The sequence below is a fragment of the Bacteroides sp. AR20 genome (genome assembly GCF_964250605.1).
In the GTDB taxonomy this organism is placed as follows: domain Bacteria; phylum Bacteroidota; class Bacteroidia; order Bacteroidales; family Bacteroidaceae; genus Bacteroides; species Bacteroides uniformis.
On record NZ_CAXUGK010000035.1, the window covers coordinates 21,561 to 39,846 of the forward strand.

Annotated in this window: 14 protein-coding genes; 7 read left to right on the forward strand and 7 right to left on the reverse strand. The window is 49.6% G+C overall.

Annotated elements, in window-relative coordinates; genetic code table 11:
• Positions 1-52 precede the first annotated feature (52 nt).
• Together ACESTD_RS15725 and ACESTD_RS15730 are read left to right on the forward strand one after the other, a co-directional pair.
• Positions 53-664 carry a LuxR C-terminal-related transcriptional regulator gene (locus ACESTD_RS15725; protein WP_005828517.1) on the forward strand — a complete coding sequence of 204 codons (612 nt, stop codon included), beginning with the start codon at positions 53-55 and terminating at the stop codon, positions 662-664.
• A 264-nt stretch (positions 665-928) separates the two neighbouring features.
• The gene (locus ACESTD_RS15730) at positions 929-3,385 is read left to right on the forward strand and encodes a TonB-dependent receptor (protein ID WP_061412073.1); all 2,457 of its coding nucleotides are present in this window, start codon (positions 929-931) and stop codon (positions 3,383-3,385) included.
• Positions 3,386-3,497: 112 nt separating this feature from the next.
• Here ACESTD_RS15730 and ACESTD_RS15735 read toward each other — a convergent pair whose 3' ends face one another.
• The 5 genes from ACESTD_RS15735 to metA form a co-directional block, all read right to left on the reverse strand.
• Complete coding sequence (locus tag ACESTD_RS15735; protein ID WP_005834963.1) at positions 3,498-3,860, reverse strand: type II toxin-antitoxin system VapC family toxin; 363 nt, start codon at positions 3,858-3,860, stop codon at positions 3,498-3,500.
• A 37-nt stretch (positions 3,861-3,897) separates the two neighbouring features.
• The gene (locus tag ACESTD_RS15740; RefSeq protein ID WP_005828523.1) at positions 3,898-4,185 is read right to left on the reverse strand and encodes a hypothetical protein; all 288 of its coding nucleotides are present in this window, start codon (positions 4,183-4,185) and stop codon (positions 3,898-3,900) included.
• Positions 4,186-4,261: 76 nt separating this feature from the next.
• Positions 4,262-5,317: a hypothetical protein gene (locus tag ACESTD_RS15745; protein WP_005828525.1), complete on the reverse strand. Its 1,056-nt coding sequence runs from the start codon at positions 5,315-5,317 to the stop codon at positions 4,262-4,264.
• 41 nt (positions 5,318-5,358) lie between these two features.
• Positions 5,359-7,224, reverse strand: coding sequence for a U32 family peptidase (locus tag ACESTD_RS15750; protein ID WP_373158996.1), 1,866 nt, complete (start codon positions 7,222-7,224; stop codon positions 5,359-5,361).
• A gap of 18 nt (positions 7,225-7,242) precedes the next feature.
• A complete protein-coding gene (metA, locus tag ACESTD_RS15755; protein ID WP_005828529.1) occupies positions 7,243-8,160 on the reverse strand; it encodes a homoserine O-succinyltransferase in 918 nt (305 codons plus the stop codon).
• 340 nt (positions 8,161-8,500) lie between these two features.
• Between metA and ACESTD_RS15760 the strand changes: the two genes are divergently transcribed.
• From ACESTD_RS15760 to ACESTD_RS15780, 5 genes are all read left to right on the forward strand, one after another.
• The gene (locus ACESTD_RS15760) at positions 8,501-10,408 is read left to right on the forward strand and encodes a fimbrillin family protein (protein ID WP_022402253.1); all 1,908 of its coding nucleotides are present in this window, start codon (positions 8,501-8,503) and stop codon (positions 10,406-10,408) included.
• 91 nt (positions 10,409-10,499) lie between these two features.
• Entirely contained in the window at positions 10,500-11,453 is a 954-nt protein-coding gene (gene metF, locus ACESTD_RS15765; protein ID WP_016274213.1) for a methylenetetrahydrofolate reductase [NAD(P)H], read from the forward strand.
• A gap of 72 nt (positions 11,454-11,525) precedes the next feature.
• Positions 11,526-12,653, forward strand: a complete 1,128-nt coding sequence (gene holB / locus ACESTD_RS15770; RefSeq protein ID WP_117689258.1) for a DNA polymerase III subunit delta' — start codon at positions 11,526-11,528, stop codon at positions 12,651-12,653.
• 66 nt (positions 12,654-12,719) lie between these two features.
• Positions 12,720-14,096, forward strand: coding sequence for a regulatory iron-sulfur-containing complex subunit RicT (ricT, locus tag ACESTD_RS15775; protein ID WP_171029046.1), 1,377 nt, complete (start codon positions 12,720-12,722; stop codon positions 14,094-14,096).
• Positions 14,074-14,559, forward strand: coding sequence for a gliding motility lipoprotein GldH (locus tag ACESTD_RS15780; protein ID WP_034523064.1), 486 nt, complete (start codon positions 14,074-14,076; stop codon positions 14,557-14,559). Before ricT ends, ACESTD_RS15780 begins: the two co-directional genes overlap by 23 nt.
• Before the next feature lie 317 nt (positions 14,560-14,876).
• Here ACESTD_RS15780 and rodA read toward each other — a convergent pair whose 3' ends face one another.
• Positions 14,877-16,334, reverse strand: a complete 1,458-nt coding sequence (gene rodA, locus ACESTD_RS15785; RefSeq protein ID WP_005834947.1) for a rod shape-determining protein RodA — start codon at positions 16,332-16,334, stop codon at positions 14,877-14,879.
• Positions 16,335-16,411: 77 nt separating this feature from the next.
• Positions 16,412-18,280: a penicillin-binding protein 2 gene (gene mrdA, locus ACESTD_RS15790; RefSeq protein WP_034523063.1), complete on the reverse strand. Its 1,869-nt coding sequence runs from the start codon at positions 18,278-18,280 to the stop codon at positions 16,412-16,414.
• Positions 18,281-18,286: the final 6 nt, after the last annotated feature.

Below are 18,286 nucleotides of genomic sequence, written 5' to 3' on the forward strand. Positions count from 1 at the left end.
CAGACAAACCCTAAAAAATAATCCGTATTTTTGCAGAAACAAAAAAACGAGAATGACTCCTGAAATAGCAATCGTCGACTCCAACACCCTCTCCTGTCTGGGACTGCAGAACTTGCTGGAGGAAATCATCCCGACAGCCATCATCCGCTCTTTCCGTTCCTTTGGCGAACTGATGGATGATACGCCTGACATGTATGTACATTATTTCATCTCTTCACAGATTTACTTCGAGCATACCGCTTTCTTTCTGGAGCGCAAGCCCAAAACCATTGTGCTGGTCAATGGTGAAACCGTCCCCCAACTGTCGGGCATGCCGACGCTAAACATCTATCAGGACGAACAAAATCTGGCAAAAAACATTCTGCAGCTGCGCCAATACGGAAACCAATACAGACAAAACCACGGAAAGCCGGCACCCGCCAGACACTCGGATATGGCAATAAATACAGCCGCCGGGCACGACCTTTCCGCCCGCGAAATAGAAGTGCTGGTGCTGATTACCAAAGGTCTCATCAACAAGGAGATTGCCGACAAACTGAACATCAGCCTGACCACCGTCATCTCACACCGCAAGAATATCACCGAGAAGCTGGGTATCAAGTCCGTGTCCGGGCTGACTATCTATGCCGTGATGCACGGATATGTGGAAGCGGACAGAATATAATCCTACAACCGGATACATCAGAAGCGAAGTCTTTTCAGAAAAACTTCGCCCCAATTAGTGTGCTAATGTGCTAACATCTAATCGTTCCTCCGTGGGGTAAAAATCGTTCCACCATGGTGGAACGATTTTTACCCCACGGAGGAACGATATTTTCCGCATGATGGAACGATTTAAGATTAGCACTCCAGGAACGAAATCCTAATAAATGAGGATTGTCCCTTCCGCAAGAATCCCTTTACTTTGCAGGCGCTAAAAAACCAGTTTATGAATAGATATAGAATTTTGACCGGTATCTTCTGCCTCCTGGCAACCGGCAACGTACTTGCCGAAGAGGCAGACACCTTGAAAGTGGTGGATGTAGAGGAAATAACCGTCATTGCCGCCCCCAAAGAAAACCGGAAACTGCGCGAGCAGCCCGCCGCCGTCACCCTGCTTTCGCAGCAGGACATGCAGAACGCACAGGTGAACTCCATCAAGAATCTGACATCCGTAGTGCCCAATATGTTTATCCCCGACTACGGCTCGCGACTGACTTCGGCAGTCTATATCCGCGGCATCGGCTCGCGCATCAACACTCCCTCCGTAGGACTTTATGTAGACAATATACCTTATATAGACAAGTCAGCCTTCGACTTCAGCTATGCCGACGTAGAGCGCATCGACGTGCTACGCGGTCCGCAGGGCACGCTCTACGGGCGCAATGCCATGGGCGGATTGATTAAGGTGCACACCAAATCGCCCTTCTCCTACCAGGGGACGGACTTCCGCATGGGGGCAGGTACGTACAATGCCTATAATACCTCGCTGACCCACTATCACCGCCTTTCGGAACGGTTCGCCTTTTCCACCGGAGGTTTTTACGATTATCAAGGAGGATTCTTCCGCAACACGGTGAGGGACGAGAAAGCGGACAAGGGGCAATCGGCAGGCGGACGCATCCGCGCCATCTACCTCCCCTCGGACAACTGGAAGGTGGACCTAAACATCAACTACGAATACAGCGACCAGGGTGGCTACCCGTATTTCTACCAAGGCAGCCTGGCCCCCGAAGCACAGAGCGAGCCGCTGAAGCCCTACATCGGAAAAATCTCCAATAACGCCCGCAGCAACTACTACCGCAACCTGCTGAACACGGGTCTGAACCTGGAATACCAGACACAGCACTTCACGTTGAGCATGGTCACCGGCTACCAGTTTCTAAAGGACTGCATGGACATAGACCAAGACTTCACCGCCAACGACATCTATACCCTGCAACAGAAACAACGCTCCCACGCACTGAGCGAGGAAATCATCTTGAAGAGTAAAAGCGGCAGCCGCTGGCAATGGACCACCGGCGCCTTCGGCTTCTACCAATGGCTGAATACGGAAGCTCCCGTCACTTTCAGGGAAGCCGGAATGGGGATGCTGAACCAGATGTTGGGCAGTGTCATCCCATCGCAAATACAAGTAGAGATGGGACCGTCCATGAGCATGAATATCCTGCCCTCACTGGGCATCAGCAGCCGGACCATGCCCATCGGGGGCAGTTTCGACACTCCGCTGCTGAATGGGGCACTCTTTCATCAATCCACCTTCAGAGATTTATTCGGGCTGAAAGGAGTGTCGTTCACTGCCGGGTTACGCCTGGATTATGAGCGTATGAAGATGGATTACAACTCCGGCACCAGCCTGGACTACAAGGTGGGCATCAAGGGAGAAATGAAGCGGGGCGACGTCGTCATCCGCGAAATAGAGATGATGCCGGAGACGGCGCTGACCGTAGAGTCGCGCTACCAAGGAAACATTGATAAGGATTATCTTCAGCTGTTGCCCAAGTTTGCTTTGCAGTATGACTTTGCGCGAAACAGAGGAAATGTGTATGCAACGGTCAGCAAAGGTTACCGTTCGGGAGGCTACAACGTGCAGATGTTCTCCGACCTGCTGCAATCCAGTTTGAAGAATGACATGATGCGGCAAAGCAAAGAGGCGATTATGCCCAACGTGCCGGATGCCTACAAAGAGCTGGTGGGCAAATACTTCCCCGATGCGGGAGAGAATCCGGATGCAAAATCCGCCACCGTCTACAAGCCCGAACAGACCTGGAACTACGAAATAGGAACACACTTGAATCTGCTGGACGGACGTCTGCATGCCGACGCCGCCATCTTCTGGCTGGAAACCCGCGACCAGCAGATTTCACGCTTCGCCCCAAGCGGACTGGGACGCGAAACGGCAAATGCCGGCAAAAGCCGCAGCCAGGGGGCAGAGGTTGCCTTGACGGCTGCCGTTGCTACGGACTTCACGCTGAATGCAAGTTATGGTTATACCTATGCCACCTTTAAGGATTACATCACCAACGAGAAAGTGAATGGGGAGCTTCAGGAAATCAGCTACAACGGCAAGCACGTACCCTTTGTTCCCAAGCATACCATGAACGTGGGCGGTCAGTACATCTTCCGCATCCGTCCGGGACACTGGCTGGACCGCATCCAGCTGAACGCTAACTACACCGGTGCCGGGCGCATCTACTGGACCGAGAAGAATACCGTGAGCCAAGCCTTCTACGGCACGCTGAACGGACGTATCAGCTTCCAGAAAGGACATGGACAGATTGATTTCTGGGTGCGCAATGCACTGGACAAAGAGTATGCTTCGTTCTATTTTGAGAGTATGGGGAACGGATTTATGCAGAAAGGACGGCCTGTGCAGGCGGGAATAGAGTTGAGGTGCAGGTTCTGATTGGAGAGCTTTGTCCCTCCGAAAGTAAAGGAAAATAGAAACGGTCGTTCGGGTACTTACACATTGCATACCCGAACGACCGTTTCTATGTTTCTATCTGACAGAGGAGAAGTTATCCTCTATGTACCCAGTTTTCAATTTCAATATTAGGTATTCTTTCCAGATGTTTCTTGTTTTCAGTAACCATTATCATTTGGTTAGCCACCGCTGTACATCCTATAAATAAGTCCAAATCCTCAATGGGAGTTCCTTGACTATATAAGGCAGCCTTACTCCAGGCATAACAACATAAAGCCGAGGACAAAGGTATTACCTTGATATCTTGGCAGAAATCAGTAACAAGCTGCAAGTTTCTCTCCACATTATTACTTCGCTCTGCACCGAACAACAACTCTGCTACCGTAACCTCCGAAATGCAACAATGTTCCCAGCCCACCTTTTCAATATGTTCGTCTACTCCAAATTTCTGACGCATGAAGTGAACACAAATATTAGATCAAGCAAATATCGTTTCATTCGTCAAAGGGGCTAAAGTTTTCTTCTTTTCGAGAAAGGCGTGATGCATATATATCATCATTGATTTCATCAGAATCACGATTGTCCTTCCAACTACCGGCATACTTTGCAAGCATACGCTTAGTCAGCAATTTGCTATCTGCCGCTGTCGGAATGGAATGACTATTCTTATTCAAAACCTCCTTCATATATTTTCTGAGGCTCTCCAATGCAGTACTGCTATTGATATTGACTATCTCACGAATCAACTCCAATTTTCCGGCTTCCAACTCCAAACTACTCATAATCAATTCCTCCTTTTAAAAGTTCAACTACAAAGTTACATTTTCCTACTGAATATGGAAAAGTTACAAAGCTTTTTTATTCATTGATAGCTCCGCAATGTGGGCAGACTCCCTTCTCCCTCAGTTTCTGCCCGCATCTGCCGCAACGATAGCGTGAAGCCAGCAGCGAAATGCGAAGCCTTTTGAGGAATACCCATACAAAAGCGGTCAAAAACAAGTATCCGACGTAGATAGATGTAGTCAGGATAAAGAAAAAATAACAGAAGATGCAGCAGGAGGCCAGCCCCAACAGATAGAATACGGCCGCCGCCGGACTTAACTGGCGAAACAAATCGTCGAGTACCGCCAGCAACACCACTATAAACAGCCAGATACCCATCAGAAAAGCAGAAAGCACAAGCGGTACCTTGAACGGCGACAAGGTAGGATTAAAATAGAAGTGTTGCCACGTCTCCGGCGCAAACACTTGTATAGATTCGTAAATAGTGGCACAGAACGCCATCAGCAGACATAGCAACAACGGATAGAGACTGTCTATATCATTAAAGTACACCATCCTCAACTGCTTGCGCCGAAAAGCCCGGAACAGCCAGACTGCCACAAACAAGGCAAAAATAATGATAAAATAAGAGGCATGGGTATCACTGAACAAGTAGATGGCCTGCGAAATGCTGTCTGTAGGAACAAAGGCATGCATCATTTCGGACTCCCGCAACCAACCCTGCACTTCCTGCGAATGGGCAAGCTTCACCCATACACTATCCACACTGTCGGCAGGATGGATGGCGAACTCGGCAACCACCACGCGGTCTCCCCGATAAAGCATATTATAGCAGTCCTTCACGGGCAGACAAGCCAAATTCACAGAATCTGCCAGCACTTCCAGATTGGTATTCCAAGTATAATGCCGCTCAAAAAGATAGGCCAGCGAATCACGCGTCTCCTTAGACAGATGTTCATCTTCAAGATTAGGACGGGAATAATGGCAGGAAACTAAAGCAATGAAGCATGAAAAATAAAGAATGCAGAATAGGAGGGAACGCAGTGAACGCAAAGGATGTTTGTCCCTGCCCGCTTCCCGGTACCGGTCATTTGCCAGCCTTTCATTATGTGCCCGTTCCTCACTCCTCATTTTCAAGTCTTTATTAGTAATTCCTCATTCTTCGTCCTTCATTAAAGCGGCTCTTCATGAGCAATGACTTTCATCTGGCAATTCTTGCAATCAAAAGACAAGCGGAAACGCTTGCCGTCCGTCCCAACCAAATAATAAGGTTCCCTATAAGGAGAATGTCCTTTCTGATAGGTGGGACACCATCCCATACTGAAACGCAGGCAATGTTTGCAGAACATGAGTACAGCATCCGGAACCGCTTGTGCCTCGTAGGCAGGTGCTATAGACGAAAGTCCATGCTCACGGTAAAAACTCCGGGCAGCACTGTTCATCACATTGCCCAGATAGGTCAGTGAAGTAGCAGGGAAAGCATGGCTTGTCGGTTTCCAGACAGCCAACTCACGACGATAAGTAACACGCCGAGCCACAATCAGCCTATCTATCACCTGCCGACGCCAGTCTGCCACCACGGAAGCAGGAAGAAACCAGTTTTCAGAGAGATTGAGCCTGATACCCGACGCCTCTTCTGATAAATGCCCGGCTACCTCGAAAGGGGTATTCCCCAACTTAGCCAGTTGGCTGCGCAGATTATCCGCCTGTGGCGTGCGTGCCGGTTCTTTCGGATAAGGGAAAGAGAGTGTCACGCGGTTATCATCTTCGTCCGCAGCCGTCAGGCTGAAACCGAAAGAAGTATCTGCCAACTCCCAACAAACACCGATTTTGCGTTCGGAGGATTTACGGGTAAGGATACGTTCAAACTCCTGGTCGAAATTGCGATAAAGCCGTGTACGAGGTTTGATGCGAGGCACTTCCCCTGCCGGATAGAGTTTGTTACCGTCCACCCGGTTGATACGGAAACCCTGCAAACGTCCTTGCTCGTCCAAAAAACAGACGCCGTCTCCGTTGTGGAAAGGCTTCACGCCTGCCACCGTAATATATCCACCGCGCTGTTCCTTCAAAGTGCCCATCTCCTCTCCTAAAGATTTGGGCGTATCGAATGAAGTGATTTCCCCTCCCCTGCCTTGTAGGAAGTAATGCGTGAAACCACGGCTGAAGCTCTTGTCCAACTGTGGCTGGAAATCGAAACGGCAGGTGCCCGAAGAAGCACGGGTATATTCCTTGCGACGGGCAAAAATGGCATCGAGCTTCCTACGGTAAGCCGCCGTCACATTCTTCACATAGGTCACATCCTTCAAGCGGCCTTCTATCTTCAGCGAAGTGGCTCCGGCATCCAGCAGTTCTTCCAACACCTCGCTTTGGTTGAGGTCCTTCAAAGAAAGCAGATGCTTATTACGCACAATGGTCTTGCCATCGGCATCTACCAGACTGAAGGGTAAACGGCAGAATTGCGCACATTCCCCCCGGTTGGCACTCCGTCCGAAACAAGCCTGGCTGACATAGCACTGCCCGCTATAACTGACGCAAAGAGCCCCGTGTACAAAGACTTCGAGCGGCACGTCGGGACACGCCTCATGGATACCGCGTATCTCCTGCAAAGAAAGTTCGCGTACCAACACCACCTGACGGAAACCGGCATCGGCAAGGAAACGTACTTTCTCCGGCGTACGGTTATCCATCTGCGTACTGCCATGCAACGGAATGGGCGGCAAATTCAACCGCGTAATCCCCATATCCTGTACAATCAGTGCATCCACACCGATGCGGTACAGCTCCCAAATCATCCTCTCCGTCTCTTTCAGCTCTTCTTCTTTCAGAATGGTATTGACCGTCACATAGATACGGGCATTATACAGATGGGCATGCTCCACCAAAGCGGCAATATCCTCCAAAGAGTTGACAGCAGCCGCACGCGCACCGAACTTGGGTGCACCGATGTATACCGCATCTGCCCCATGATTCACTGCTTCTATGCCACACTCCAAATTCTTGGCAGGAGCCAGCAGCTCTATTTTACGTTGCTTTATCATCGTTTAGTTACGAGTAACTCACCCTATTTCATTAATATTATACGGCGTCTCCTGATATACAAAATAATTCAGCCAATTGGAGAACAACAGATTGGCATGGGCACGCCAACGCACCAGCACTCCTTTGTCCGGGTCATCGTCCACATAGTAGTTACGGGGTATCTCAATGGGCAGGCCCTTATTCAAGTCACGGCGATACTCTGTATCCAATGTCAGCGGGGAGTATTCCGAATGGCCGGTCACGAAGAACTCACGCCCTCCACGGGCCACCGCCATATATACACCAGCATCCTCCGACTCGGAAAGCAGCGTCAATTCCGGAACCTTCTGTATATCTTCCCGGCGCACTTCCGTGTGGCGGCTATGCGGCACATAGAACATATCATCAAATCCACGGAAAATGGGATGCAACGGTTGCAAGGTACGATGTTCAAAGATACCGAACATCTTCTTATCCAGTGCATACTTCGGCACTCCATAATGATGATAGAGCCCTGCCTGCGCCGCCCAGCAGATGTAGAGCGTAGAGGTGACATGCGTACGCGCCCAGTCGAAGATTTCAGTAATCTCATCCCAATAAGTCACCTCCTCAAAATCCATCTGCTCTACCGGAGCACCGGTGATAATCATGCCATCGTACTTTTCACCGCGCATCTTGTCGAAATCCGTATAAAATGTTTTCATGTGTTCTATCGGAGTGTTCTTGGAAGTATGGCTTTTTATCTTCATGAACGAGATTTCCACCTGAAGCGGAGTATTGGAAAGCAGACGCACCAGGTCCGTTTCCGTTGTAATCTTTAGCGGCATCAAGTTCAGAATCACGATACGCAGCGGACGGATATCCTGCTGGGTTGCCCGGGAATTGTCAATGACAAATATATTCTCCTCTTTCAGCAACTCGATAGCGGGTAGTTTATCGGGTAAATTTAAAGGCATGAGTTTATATCTATGGTTTAACTTATTACTGTCTACGATTTTAGCGTGTAAAGTTAGGCAAAAAATCAGAGTGTGATAAATAAATTATAAAAGTTTTATCGATTTATCCCTCTTCATTTAACACGTTTAATTACATTTGTACCCGAAACCTATTAAAAGTTATTAAAAAATAAGATTAAAAAGCACTGCGGCATCAAGCGTGATACTGATAATTAGCATCCAAAAGCGTAAAAGACTTTTCCATACCGGTTATAGCTCTGCTAAATCCATATTTTTAAGACAAGGTTCATTGGGTATAATTGGGAAAGCGGAAAAACCGTTGCCCCACAATAATAATATAATGAAGAAACTTATTCTTGCAAGAGGAGTCTTGGCTGCCTCTTTATTCTGCTGCATGTCCTTAGGGAATACAGCTTGTGTGAACCGGATTGACGAAGAATCAGAAGCGGAAATCGAGGAAGGGACGACACCTATCACGTTCTCTATCAAAATGGAAAAGGCCAGTACCAAGGTCACAAACACCGCCTTTGAAAAAGGAGACAGAATGGGCTTGTTTGCAACCACTTCCTCCGGCTCCATCAAGGGAAAACGGTATATTGACAATCTGGCCCTGGAATATACGGAAGGCTCCACACTGGTTCCCAAAAAGACAGTATTCTATCCGGAAGGAGATGTGTCACTGGACTTTATCAGTTACCACCCTTACCAAACCGAAGGGGTAGCTGCCGGTACACCCGTTCTTCCCGTATCTGTGCAGATAGACCAGAGCAATGAGAAAAACCGCGCACAAAGTGACTTCTTGGTAGCTAAAGCGCAAGGAATCACCAGTAAAACCAAATCTGTAACCCTGGAGTTCCAACACAAGCTGTCCAAACTGGCAATCTCTCTGACACCCGACGCAAGCAACTCTGCCAATGATTTGCTGAAAGCCAATCCGCGTATCATCGCAACCGGGCTCAAGACCTCGGCCGATTATAATCTGGAAGACGGGACTTTCAGTAATCTTACGGGGACACAAGACATCATAGCCTCCGGCGAATGGAGCGTCAAAGACAACAAACTTACCGGCAAGGAATTCATCATCATACCCCAAACGATAAATGATGGCAAGCAATCCTTCATTATGGAGTGGAGCGGACGTATATACAGTTGTGCAATACCCGAAGTGGAAATGAGTAGCAGCACGCAATGTATCATTAACATATCAGCCATGCAGAGCAACAGCAACGTACTGAGCAGTTTTGCCGGAAAAATCAAGGAATGGAGCAGCCTCCCTCCCATCGACACCGACAATATGGAAGATTACACTGCCATACATATCTCCGCTCTCTCCTTTTCTCTTTCAAATGTGTACAGAATTTATCACGAAGGGATACCCATTGCAGAAGTCTGCAAGGAATATCTCAAATCAGCGTCATTGACTTCCAGAGCCGTTATAGCCTATCCCATAGGCGAAAATGAAAAGACCGACCTGAGCAATGGAGTCATCCTACAGCTTGCAGACCGTAAAGACACCATCTGCGGAGGAAGAATAAGCTGGAATACAGACGACTATGGATTTACCTACACTAAAGGGGAATATACCGGCATAGACAAGCTCTATATAGACAATAACCATAAGCTACTTCTGGATAAACCGGAAAACGCCATCAAAGTGAATGTGGCATGCTACACCCTTCGAGACATCAGAAAAGGAGTGTCTACCGAATACCCCATTGTCAAGATTGGAGCCCAATACTGGATGGGTAAAGAGCTCCATGCCACCACCTACCGTGACGGAGCTCCCTTGAAAAAACAGAGTGACTTGGGAACAGACAAAGCCGGATATTACAAGCCGGACAAATATGATATTTATTTTTACAATGGAGAATCCATACTGGCAGGAGAGCTGGCTCCCGAGGGCTGGAAAATTCCATCGGATGCAGACTGGGAACAGCTGAAAAACTACACCGGCAACGATGCCTCCATACTAAAAGCAGGAGAATGGCAGGCAATGGTATCCGGTGAAGTTGCCCCCGTCAACAACCATACCCGGTTCAATGCTTTCCCGGTAGGAATGTGGTACAACAAAGGACACAACAGCCCCAATAAAATGACCGCCTTTTGGAGTTGGGATCATACAAAGCATACCCTTTCGGAAAGCACCATTTATTTTCTCGGCGAAAGCGACGAGTTTGTATCAAGCACTGCCCATGTCACCGGTAAGCCCTACTATAAAGCTCTTTCCATCCGCTGTATAAAAGAATAGCCGGCAATTTCGGCATTTCTCATTTCTTTTTTGTATTTTTGTTCCCAATGTGCAAGATTTTTGCCAATCGGACAAAGATAACGAAAGAGAAATGAGAGTAATCGACCTGATAAACAGTAACGAAAAAACAGCTTTTTCCTTTGAAATATTGCCACCACTGAAAGGTACGGGCATCGAAAAGCTGTATCAAACCATAGATACGTTACGGGAATTCGACCCCAAATACATCAACATCACCACGCACCGCAGCGAGTACGTGTACAAAGACCTCGGCAACGGATTGTTCCAGCGAAACCGCCTGCGCCGCCGCCCCGGCACCGTAGCCGTAGCTGCTGCCATCCAGAACAAGTACAACATCACCATGGTGCCGCACATCCTTTGCAGCGGCTTCACCCGCGAAGAGACGGAGTACGTGCTGCTCGACCTGCAATTCCTCGGCATCACCGACCTGCTGGTGCTTCGTGGCGACAAGGCAAAGCACGAATCCTCTTTTATCCCCGTGGGCAACGGTTACCACCACGCCGTCGAACTACAAGAGCAAATCAACAACTTCAATAAAGGTATTTTTGTGGACGGCTCCGAGATGAAAGTTACCAATACCCCGTTTTCATACGGTGTGGCGTGCTATCCGGAAAAGCATGAAGAAGCCCCCAACATGGATACAGACATCTACTGGCTGAAGAAAAAAATGGAAATGGGTGCAGAGTATGCCGTGACCCAGCTCTTCTACGACAACCGGAAATATTTCGACTTCGTGGAACGTGCCCGTCAAGCCGGTGTCACCATCCCGATTATCCCGGGCATCAAGCCCTTCAAGAAGTTGTCACAACTCAGCATGATACCCAAGACGTTCAAAGTAGATTTGCCCGAGGAACTGACCCAAGAGGTTCTGAAGTGCAACACCGATGCGGAAGCTCAGCAAGTGGGTATCGAATGGTGCGTGCAGCAGTGCAAAGAGCTGATAGCCCATGGCGTCCCAAGCCTCCACTTCTACTCGGTAGGAGCTACAGACAGCATCAAGGAAGTAGCCAAACAAATCTACTAAACAATGGACAATCAACAGTTGACAATTGACAATAGGCAGTGTCACAAGTAATAACTTATAACTAATTAACCCGTGTTCAGTTTCAAGGACATAATAGGCCAAGAGGCAGCCAAGCAAAGGCTGATACAAGAAGTGCAGGAAGGACGTATCCCCCACGCACAACTCTTCTGTGGCCCTGCCGGAGTAGGAAAACTCCCATTGGCACTTGCCTATGCCCGCTACATCTGCTGTCCCAACCGGACGGAAACCGATGCCTGCGGTACTTGTCCCTCCTGCGTAAAATGGAATAAGCTGGTGCACCCGGACGTACACTTCGTATACCCTATCGTCAAGAGCGCCAAAGGGAAAAAGGAAGTCTGCGACGACTATATCGCCAACTGGCGGCACCTGTTGCTGAACAGCCCCTACTTCGGGCTGAACCACTGGCTGAACGAGATGGATGCCGAAAACGGACAAGCTATTATCTATGCCAAAGAAAGCGACGAGATAACCCGCAAGCTGAGTCTGAAATCCAGTGAAGGAGGTTACAAAGTCACCATCGTATGGCTACCCGAAAAGCTGCATGAAGTATGCGCCAACAAGCTGCTGAAACTGCTGGAAGAGCCACCCGAGAAAACGATATTCCTCCTCATCTCCGAAGCTCCGGAAATGATACTGCCCACCATCCTCAGCCGCACGCAGCGCTTCAACATTCCTAAGATTGAAGAAGCCGACATAGCCGAAGCCCTGCAGCAGAAGTACGGAGTGCAGCCCCGCGACAGCGAGACGATAGCCCACCTGGCAAACGGAGACTTCATCAAAGTATTGGAGACCATCCATCTGAACGAAGAGAACGAACTGTTCTTCAACCTCTTTGTCAGCCTGATGCGACTCTCCTACCAGCGCAAGATACGGGAAATGAAACAATGGAGCGAGCAGCTTGCTGCCATGGGACGCGAACGGCAGAAGAACTTCCTGGACTACTGCCAGCGCATGACCCGCGAGAACTTCATCTACAACCTGCACCGCAAGGAGATGAACTACATGACGCTGCCCGAACAGAACTTCGCCACCCGTTTCGCCCCCTTTGTCAACGAACGGAACGTCATGGGTATCATGGACGAACTAAGTGAAGCGCAACGCCACATCGAGCAGAACGTAAACGCCCGCATGGTGTTTTTCGACTTCTCTCTCAAAATGATTGTTTTATTGAAACAATGAAAAGTGGCAAAATAATGAAATGCAAAGTATCAAATCGTAAATAGTCAAATAGTAAATAAATAGATGATGGAATTTAAACTACATAACGGAAGCGGAGGTCTCTGCTGCAAGAGTTGCGGCAGGCAGGACAAGCAACTGAACACCTACGACTGGCTGGCCGACATACCGGGCAATGCCGATGAAAGCGAGCTGGTAGAGGTTCAGTTCAAGAATACCCGCAAGGGATATTTCCGCAACAGCAACAAGATACCCCTGGAGAAAGGCGACATCGTAGCCGTAGAAGCCACCCCCGGACATGACATCGGCGTGGTGACCCTGACCGGACGTCTCGTGCCGCTGCAAATGAAGAAAGCCAATATCAAGTCTGAGGCAGACATCAAACGCATCTACCGCAAGGCGAAGCCCGTAGATATGGAGAAGTACAACGAGGCAAAAGCCCGCGAGCACGCCACCATGATACGCTCGCGCCAGATTGCCCTGGACCTCAACCTCAACATGAAGATTGGTGACGTGGAATACCAGGGAGACGGCAACAAAGCCATCTTCTACTACATCGCCGACGAGCGTGTGGACTTCCGCCAGCTCATCAAGGTCCTTGCCGACGCCTTCCGCGTGCGCATCGAGATGAAACAGATTGGCGCCCGCCAGGAAGCCGGACGCATTGGTGGCATCGGTCCCTGCGGACGCGAACTCTGCTGCGCCACCTGGATGACCTCCTTCGTGTCGGTATCTACCAGCGCTGCACGCTTCCAGGACATATCACTGAATCCGCAGAAACTTGCCGGACAATGCGCCAAGCTGAAGTGCTGCCTCAACTACGAAGTGGACTGCTACGTGGAAGCACAGAAACGCCTGCCCTCACGCGAGATTACCCTGGAAACCAAAGACGGCGAGTTCTTCTTCTTCAAAGCCGACATTCTGAGCAACCAGATAACCTACTCAAGTGACAAGAACATCCCCGCCAACCTGGTGACCATCAGCGGCAGACGCGCCTTCGAGATTATCGGTTTGAACAGACGTGGCATCAAGCCCGACAGCCTGATAGAAGAAACCCATCGTTCCGAACCCAAAAAGCCGGTGGACTTGCTGGAACAAGAGAGCCTCACCCGCTTTGACCGCAGCCGGAAAGGCAAGAGTGGCAGTGACGGCAACGGTGGCGAGAACAGCAACAACAGCCGTAACAAGAGAAAGAAAAAGAGTGGAAACGGTCGTCCGCAAGGAGGTGAGCAGCAGGGTGCTCCGCAATCCAACAACCAGAGAGAACAATCCAGGCAAGACCGGCAACCGAGACAGAAACAAGACCGGCAAGCACCCAAACAAGGTGAACAGCAACAAGGCGAACGTCAACAACGGAACAATAACAACCGTCGTCCGCCCCGTAACAATAAGCCCAAACCTCAAGGTGAAAGACCTGCCCAAAATGACAAACCGGCTCAAGAATAGGAATCTCTGCCTGAAAGGTATCATACTACTGTTTGTCGCAAGCCTGCTGAGCGCTTGCGACAAACAGACCGTATACCATTCCTTCCAATCCCTTCCCACCGAAGGCTGGCTGCGCGAAGACACGCTCTCTTTCGACGTGAAGGTCACCGACTCACTGACCTACTACAAACTGTCTTTGGAAGTTCGTAACCGAAGCAACTACCCCTATCAGAATCTACCTCTATCCATCTGCTACACCACCGCAGATTCCATTCCGTCACCCACGGACACCATACAGCTAATCCTCGCGGACAAAGAAGGAATCTGGAAAGGTGACGGCTGGGGAGGTCTCTATCAGACTGCCGTTCCCGCAGGAAGCGTTCGAATCGGCAAACCCGGCACCTACCTCTTTAAAGTGGCCTATACGCTACCGGACGAAAGGCTGCAAGGAATCAATGACATCGGCATCAAACTGAAGAGATAGGAACTCCCTATTGTTCTTTATTACCTTCTTCTAACAACCACCTCAGTCTCCCACTCACGTCTCCTTGAAGCGGAAACGGGCGGGGTATCATAACTTGCCCTCTTACCTCGTAGCGTTACGTCTTTTACGCCAGGATGTAACGACCGTTACACCAGCATGTAAAGGGCGTTACAATATAGCGTAAAAGTCGTTACGATACAGCGTAAAGGACGTTACAATGCGGTGTAACGACCGTTACATTACGATGTAAACAATGTGTAAATGCAATGTAATGATAATCAAGTCCATTCGTATGTCCCACAAGGAAACGGTCATAACTAAATTCGACGATTACGTCCCGCATCAATCCGCAGAAAGATAAACAGCAAGATTGTGAATCCCCAGAGAGAAGAACCTCCGTAACTGAAGAAAGGCAACGGGATACCGATGACGGGGGTCAGCCCCAGCACCATGCCTATATTGATGAATAGATGGAACAAGAATATACTAAGCACAGAATAACCATACACCCGGCCAAAGGGAGATTGCTGCCGCTCGGCCACGACAATCAGCCGTAAAATAAGAATAAGGAACAGTAACAGTACAGCCGTAGACCCTACGAATCCTTCCTCCTCACCCACGGTGCAAAAAATGAAGTCCGTATCTTGCTCCGGCACATACTTCAGCTTTGTCTGCGTACCATTCAAGAAACCTTTGCCGGTCAGCCCCCCGGAGCCGATGGCTATCTTCGACTGGTTCACGTTATAGCCGGCACCAGCAAGGTCCTCTTCCATACCGAGCACCACCTTGATACGTATCTGTTGATGGGGCTCCAGCACTTTATTGAAGAAGTAGTCGCTGGAGTAGAGGAAACCTATCGAACCCAAAGCAAACAGCCCAATCAGAAAATAAGATAAATGGCGCTCGCTTAAAGAAAGAAAGACAAGATACCCGATAACAAGTGCACAAAGCCCCCACTGCACCCACACCAAGTTGAAGGGTACTACGTATTCCGAAATCAGATAAGCCACGAGCAGCACTCCCAGCGAACCGCCGATAATATTCCGCGTGGGCTCCCAGCGCTTTTTATAGACCCACACCATGCCTCCGGCAAAGAGCAGTACCATCAGCAGCACGGCAAATTCTCCGATAGGCGTCGGTGTATCGGCAATCATCACCGCATCAAAACGGATGCCCACCACAAAGTAGGCCACTGCACATATACCCGAGAACAGTACCACGCCCGGCATTCCCTCCCGATAAAGCATCAGGAAAAATGCAGAGTACACCAATGCCGAACCCGTCTCCCGCTGTAGGATAATCAGCAACATGGGGAAAAGAATCAAGAAAGCCAGCATAAGGGAGCTTTTCCAATTCTTCATCGTAAACGAGTAGGCGCTCATATACTTGGCAAGCGCCAGCGCCGTGGCAAACTTGGCAAACTCCGCCGGCTGCAAACTGACCGGCCCCAGAATGAGCCACGACCGCGACCCTTTCGTGTCGGGCGCAATGAATATCGTGACAATCAGCAACAGCATCAGCCCTATATATATAAGGTAGGAGAACATGTCATAGAGGGAATCATCCAGCATCAGCAGCACAAACCCCAGCCCGAAGGAACATATAATCCAGACAAACTGCTTGCCGGCACGCGTAGAGAAGTCCAGAAAGTCACGGTCACCATAATCATAACTCGCCCCACAGACACTGAACCAGCCGAATACAATCAGCAGCAGGTAAACGACAATCGTCACCCAGTCCAATGATTTCCATATGCTATCTCTCCTTGTCACCAATTTATTTACGATTTTACTATTTACTATTGAAGTCACTCACCGTTCATCCCTAACCCCTAATCCTTAATCCCTAATCATCATCTCTCCTCATCTCCGTAAAGTATCACCCGGTTACTGAATTCTTCCGCCCGTATCTCATTCTCGGGCGACAGCTTTCCATGCAGATACTGGTCCATCATCATGGCACCGATAGGTACGCCATACGTGGCACCGAAACCACCGTTCTCCACATAGACGGCAATGGCTATCTTAGGGTTGTCCATCGGGGCAAAGCCCATAAAGACAGAATGGTCCTTGCCGCGGTTCTGTGCCGTGCCCGTCTTTCCGCAGACCTCCACACCCGGCAGGATGGCTCCCGCCATGCGGCAAGTGGCGCTACCCGTACTTCCGTCTACAGCGGCACGCATGCCTTTCACCACCATTTCATAATATTCGCGGTCGATGGTGGGATAACGGGGATTGCGATAGATGCTGTCCAGTTCATTGTCTTCTATCTCCTTCACGATGTGCGGAGTAATGAAATGCCCCCGGTTGGCAATGGTGGCACCCAGATTGGCTATCTGCAACGGGGTGGCGAGAATCTCTCCCTGCCCGATGGAGATACTAATCACCGTCAGACCGTTCCACGAACCCCGATAGGGCTTGTCGTAGAACTTTGCATTCGGTATCAGTCCACGCTGTTCGCCGGGGAGGTCGGTACCGAGCCGATAGCCGAAGCCCTGCGATACCATGTGGTCTTTCCATACGGTAATGGCATTCTGCGGCGAACCGTATTTTTTATCACCGAACATGCGATACAATCCCCAACAGAAATAGGAATTACAAGAGGTAGCGATGGCAGGAATCAGCGACAGAGGCGAACCATGTCCGTGACATCCCACATGAAGGCCTTTATGATTGAAACCATGCGCACAAGGGAAAGTCGGATAATCTTCGTGGATAATCTCTTCCTGAAGGAAAGTCAGTGCCTGCGCCGTCTTGAAGGTGGAGCCCGGCGGATAAGCTCCCATGATGGCACGGTTCAACAAAGGCTTCCGCTTGTCCATCTGCAGCAGGCGGTGGTTCTTTCCCCGCTGGCGCCCTATCATCAGATGAGGGTCAAAGGTAGGCGAGGAAACCATGCACAGAATCTCACCCGTAGCCGGTTCGATGGCCACAATGGCACCGATTTTGTGTTGAAGCAGCCGTTCGCCCAACATCTGGAGGTCAATGTCGATGCCTAGTGTCAGGTTCTTGCCGGGTACGGAGGAACGGTCCAACTGTCCGTCCATGTAGTGTCCCTGGATGCGCCCGTGAGCGTCACGAAGCAGAATCTCCACCCCCTTCTCTCCACGCAGATACTTTTCATAGGATTTCTCGATGCCTTGCTTGCCTATATAGTCTCCGCGAATATAATAGTCATCGTTCTCAATGTCTTTCTTGGACACTTCGCCGATGTCTCCCAGCAAATGGCCGGCAGAGTTATAGGTATATTGACGGATAGTACGCCGCTGAATATAGAAACCTGGAAATTTGAACAGCTTCTCCTGAAACACACCGCACTCTTCGGCAGAAAGCTGCGTCATGAACACCTGATGGGTGTATTTGGAATAACCGGGGTTCATCCAGCGGTTCTTGACGTCCTTCATCCGTTTGTCAAACTGCTCACGGGTAATGTTCAAGGCACTGCAAAGGTCGAGTGTATCCAGCTGCGTCACCTCCCGAGGCACAAACGTAATATCATAGGCAGGCTGGTTAAACACGAGCAACTTACCGTTACGGTCGTAGATAGCCCCCCGTGATGGATATTGTATCTTGTTCAGAAAAGCGTTACTGTCCGCGTTCTTCTTGTAGTCATCAGTCATGATTTGCAGGTCGAACAGCCGGAACACGTAAATAAGAACGATGACAATAGCCGCCGCTCCAATTACATATTTCCGCTTTTCCAGTGTATAGTCTTTCATCAATTCCTA

Excerpts from the sequence above, each read along its gene's own strand:
- ACESTD_RS15780 (WP_034523064.1), top strand. The coding sequence starts at position 14,074 with ATGACAAACCGGCTCAAGAATAGGAATCTCTGCCTGAAAGGTATCATA.
- ACESTD_RS15740 (WP_005828523.1), bottom strand. The coding sequence starts at position 4,185 with ATGAGTAGTTTGGAGTTGGAAGCCGGAAAATTGGAGTTGATTCGTGAG.
- ACESTD_RS15760 (WP_022402253.1), top strand. The coding sequence starts at position 8,501 with ATGAAGAAACTTATTCTTGCAAGAGGAGTCTTGGCTGCCTCTTTATTC.
- ACESTD_RS15725 (WP_005828517.1), top strand. The coding sequence starts at position 53 with ATGACTCCTGAAATAGCAATCGTCGACTCCAACACCCTCTCCTGTCTG.
- metF (WP_016274213.1), top strand. The coding sequence starts at position 10,500 with ATGAGAGTAATCGACCTGATAAACAGTAACGAAAAAACAGCTTTTTCC.
- ACESTD_RS15745 (WP_005828525.1), bottom strand. The coding sequence starts at position 5,317 with ATGAGGAGTGAGGAACGGGCACATAATGAAAGGCTGGCAAATGACCGG.
- ACESTD_RS15730 (WP_061412073.1), top strand. The coding sequence starts at position 929 with ATGAATAGATATAGAATTTTGACCGGTATCTTCTGCCTCCTGGCAACC.
- ricT (WP_171029046.1), top strand. The coding sequence starts at position 12,720 with ATGGAATTTAAACTACATAACGGAAGCGGAGGTCTCTGCTGCAAGAGT.
- metA (WP_005828529.1), bottom strand. The coding sequence starts at position 8,160 with ATGCCTTTAAATTTACCCGATAAACTACCCGCTATCGAGTTGCTGAAA.
- ACESTD_RS15735 (WP_005834963.1), bottom strand. The coding sequence starts at position 3,860 with ATGCGTCAGAAATTTGGAGTAGACGAACATATTGAAAAGGTGGGCTGG.
- ACESTD_RS15750 (WP_373158996.1), bottom strand. The coding sequence starts at position 7,224 with ATGATAAAGCAACGTAAAATAGAGCTGCTGGCTCCTGCCAAGAATTTG.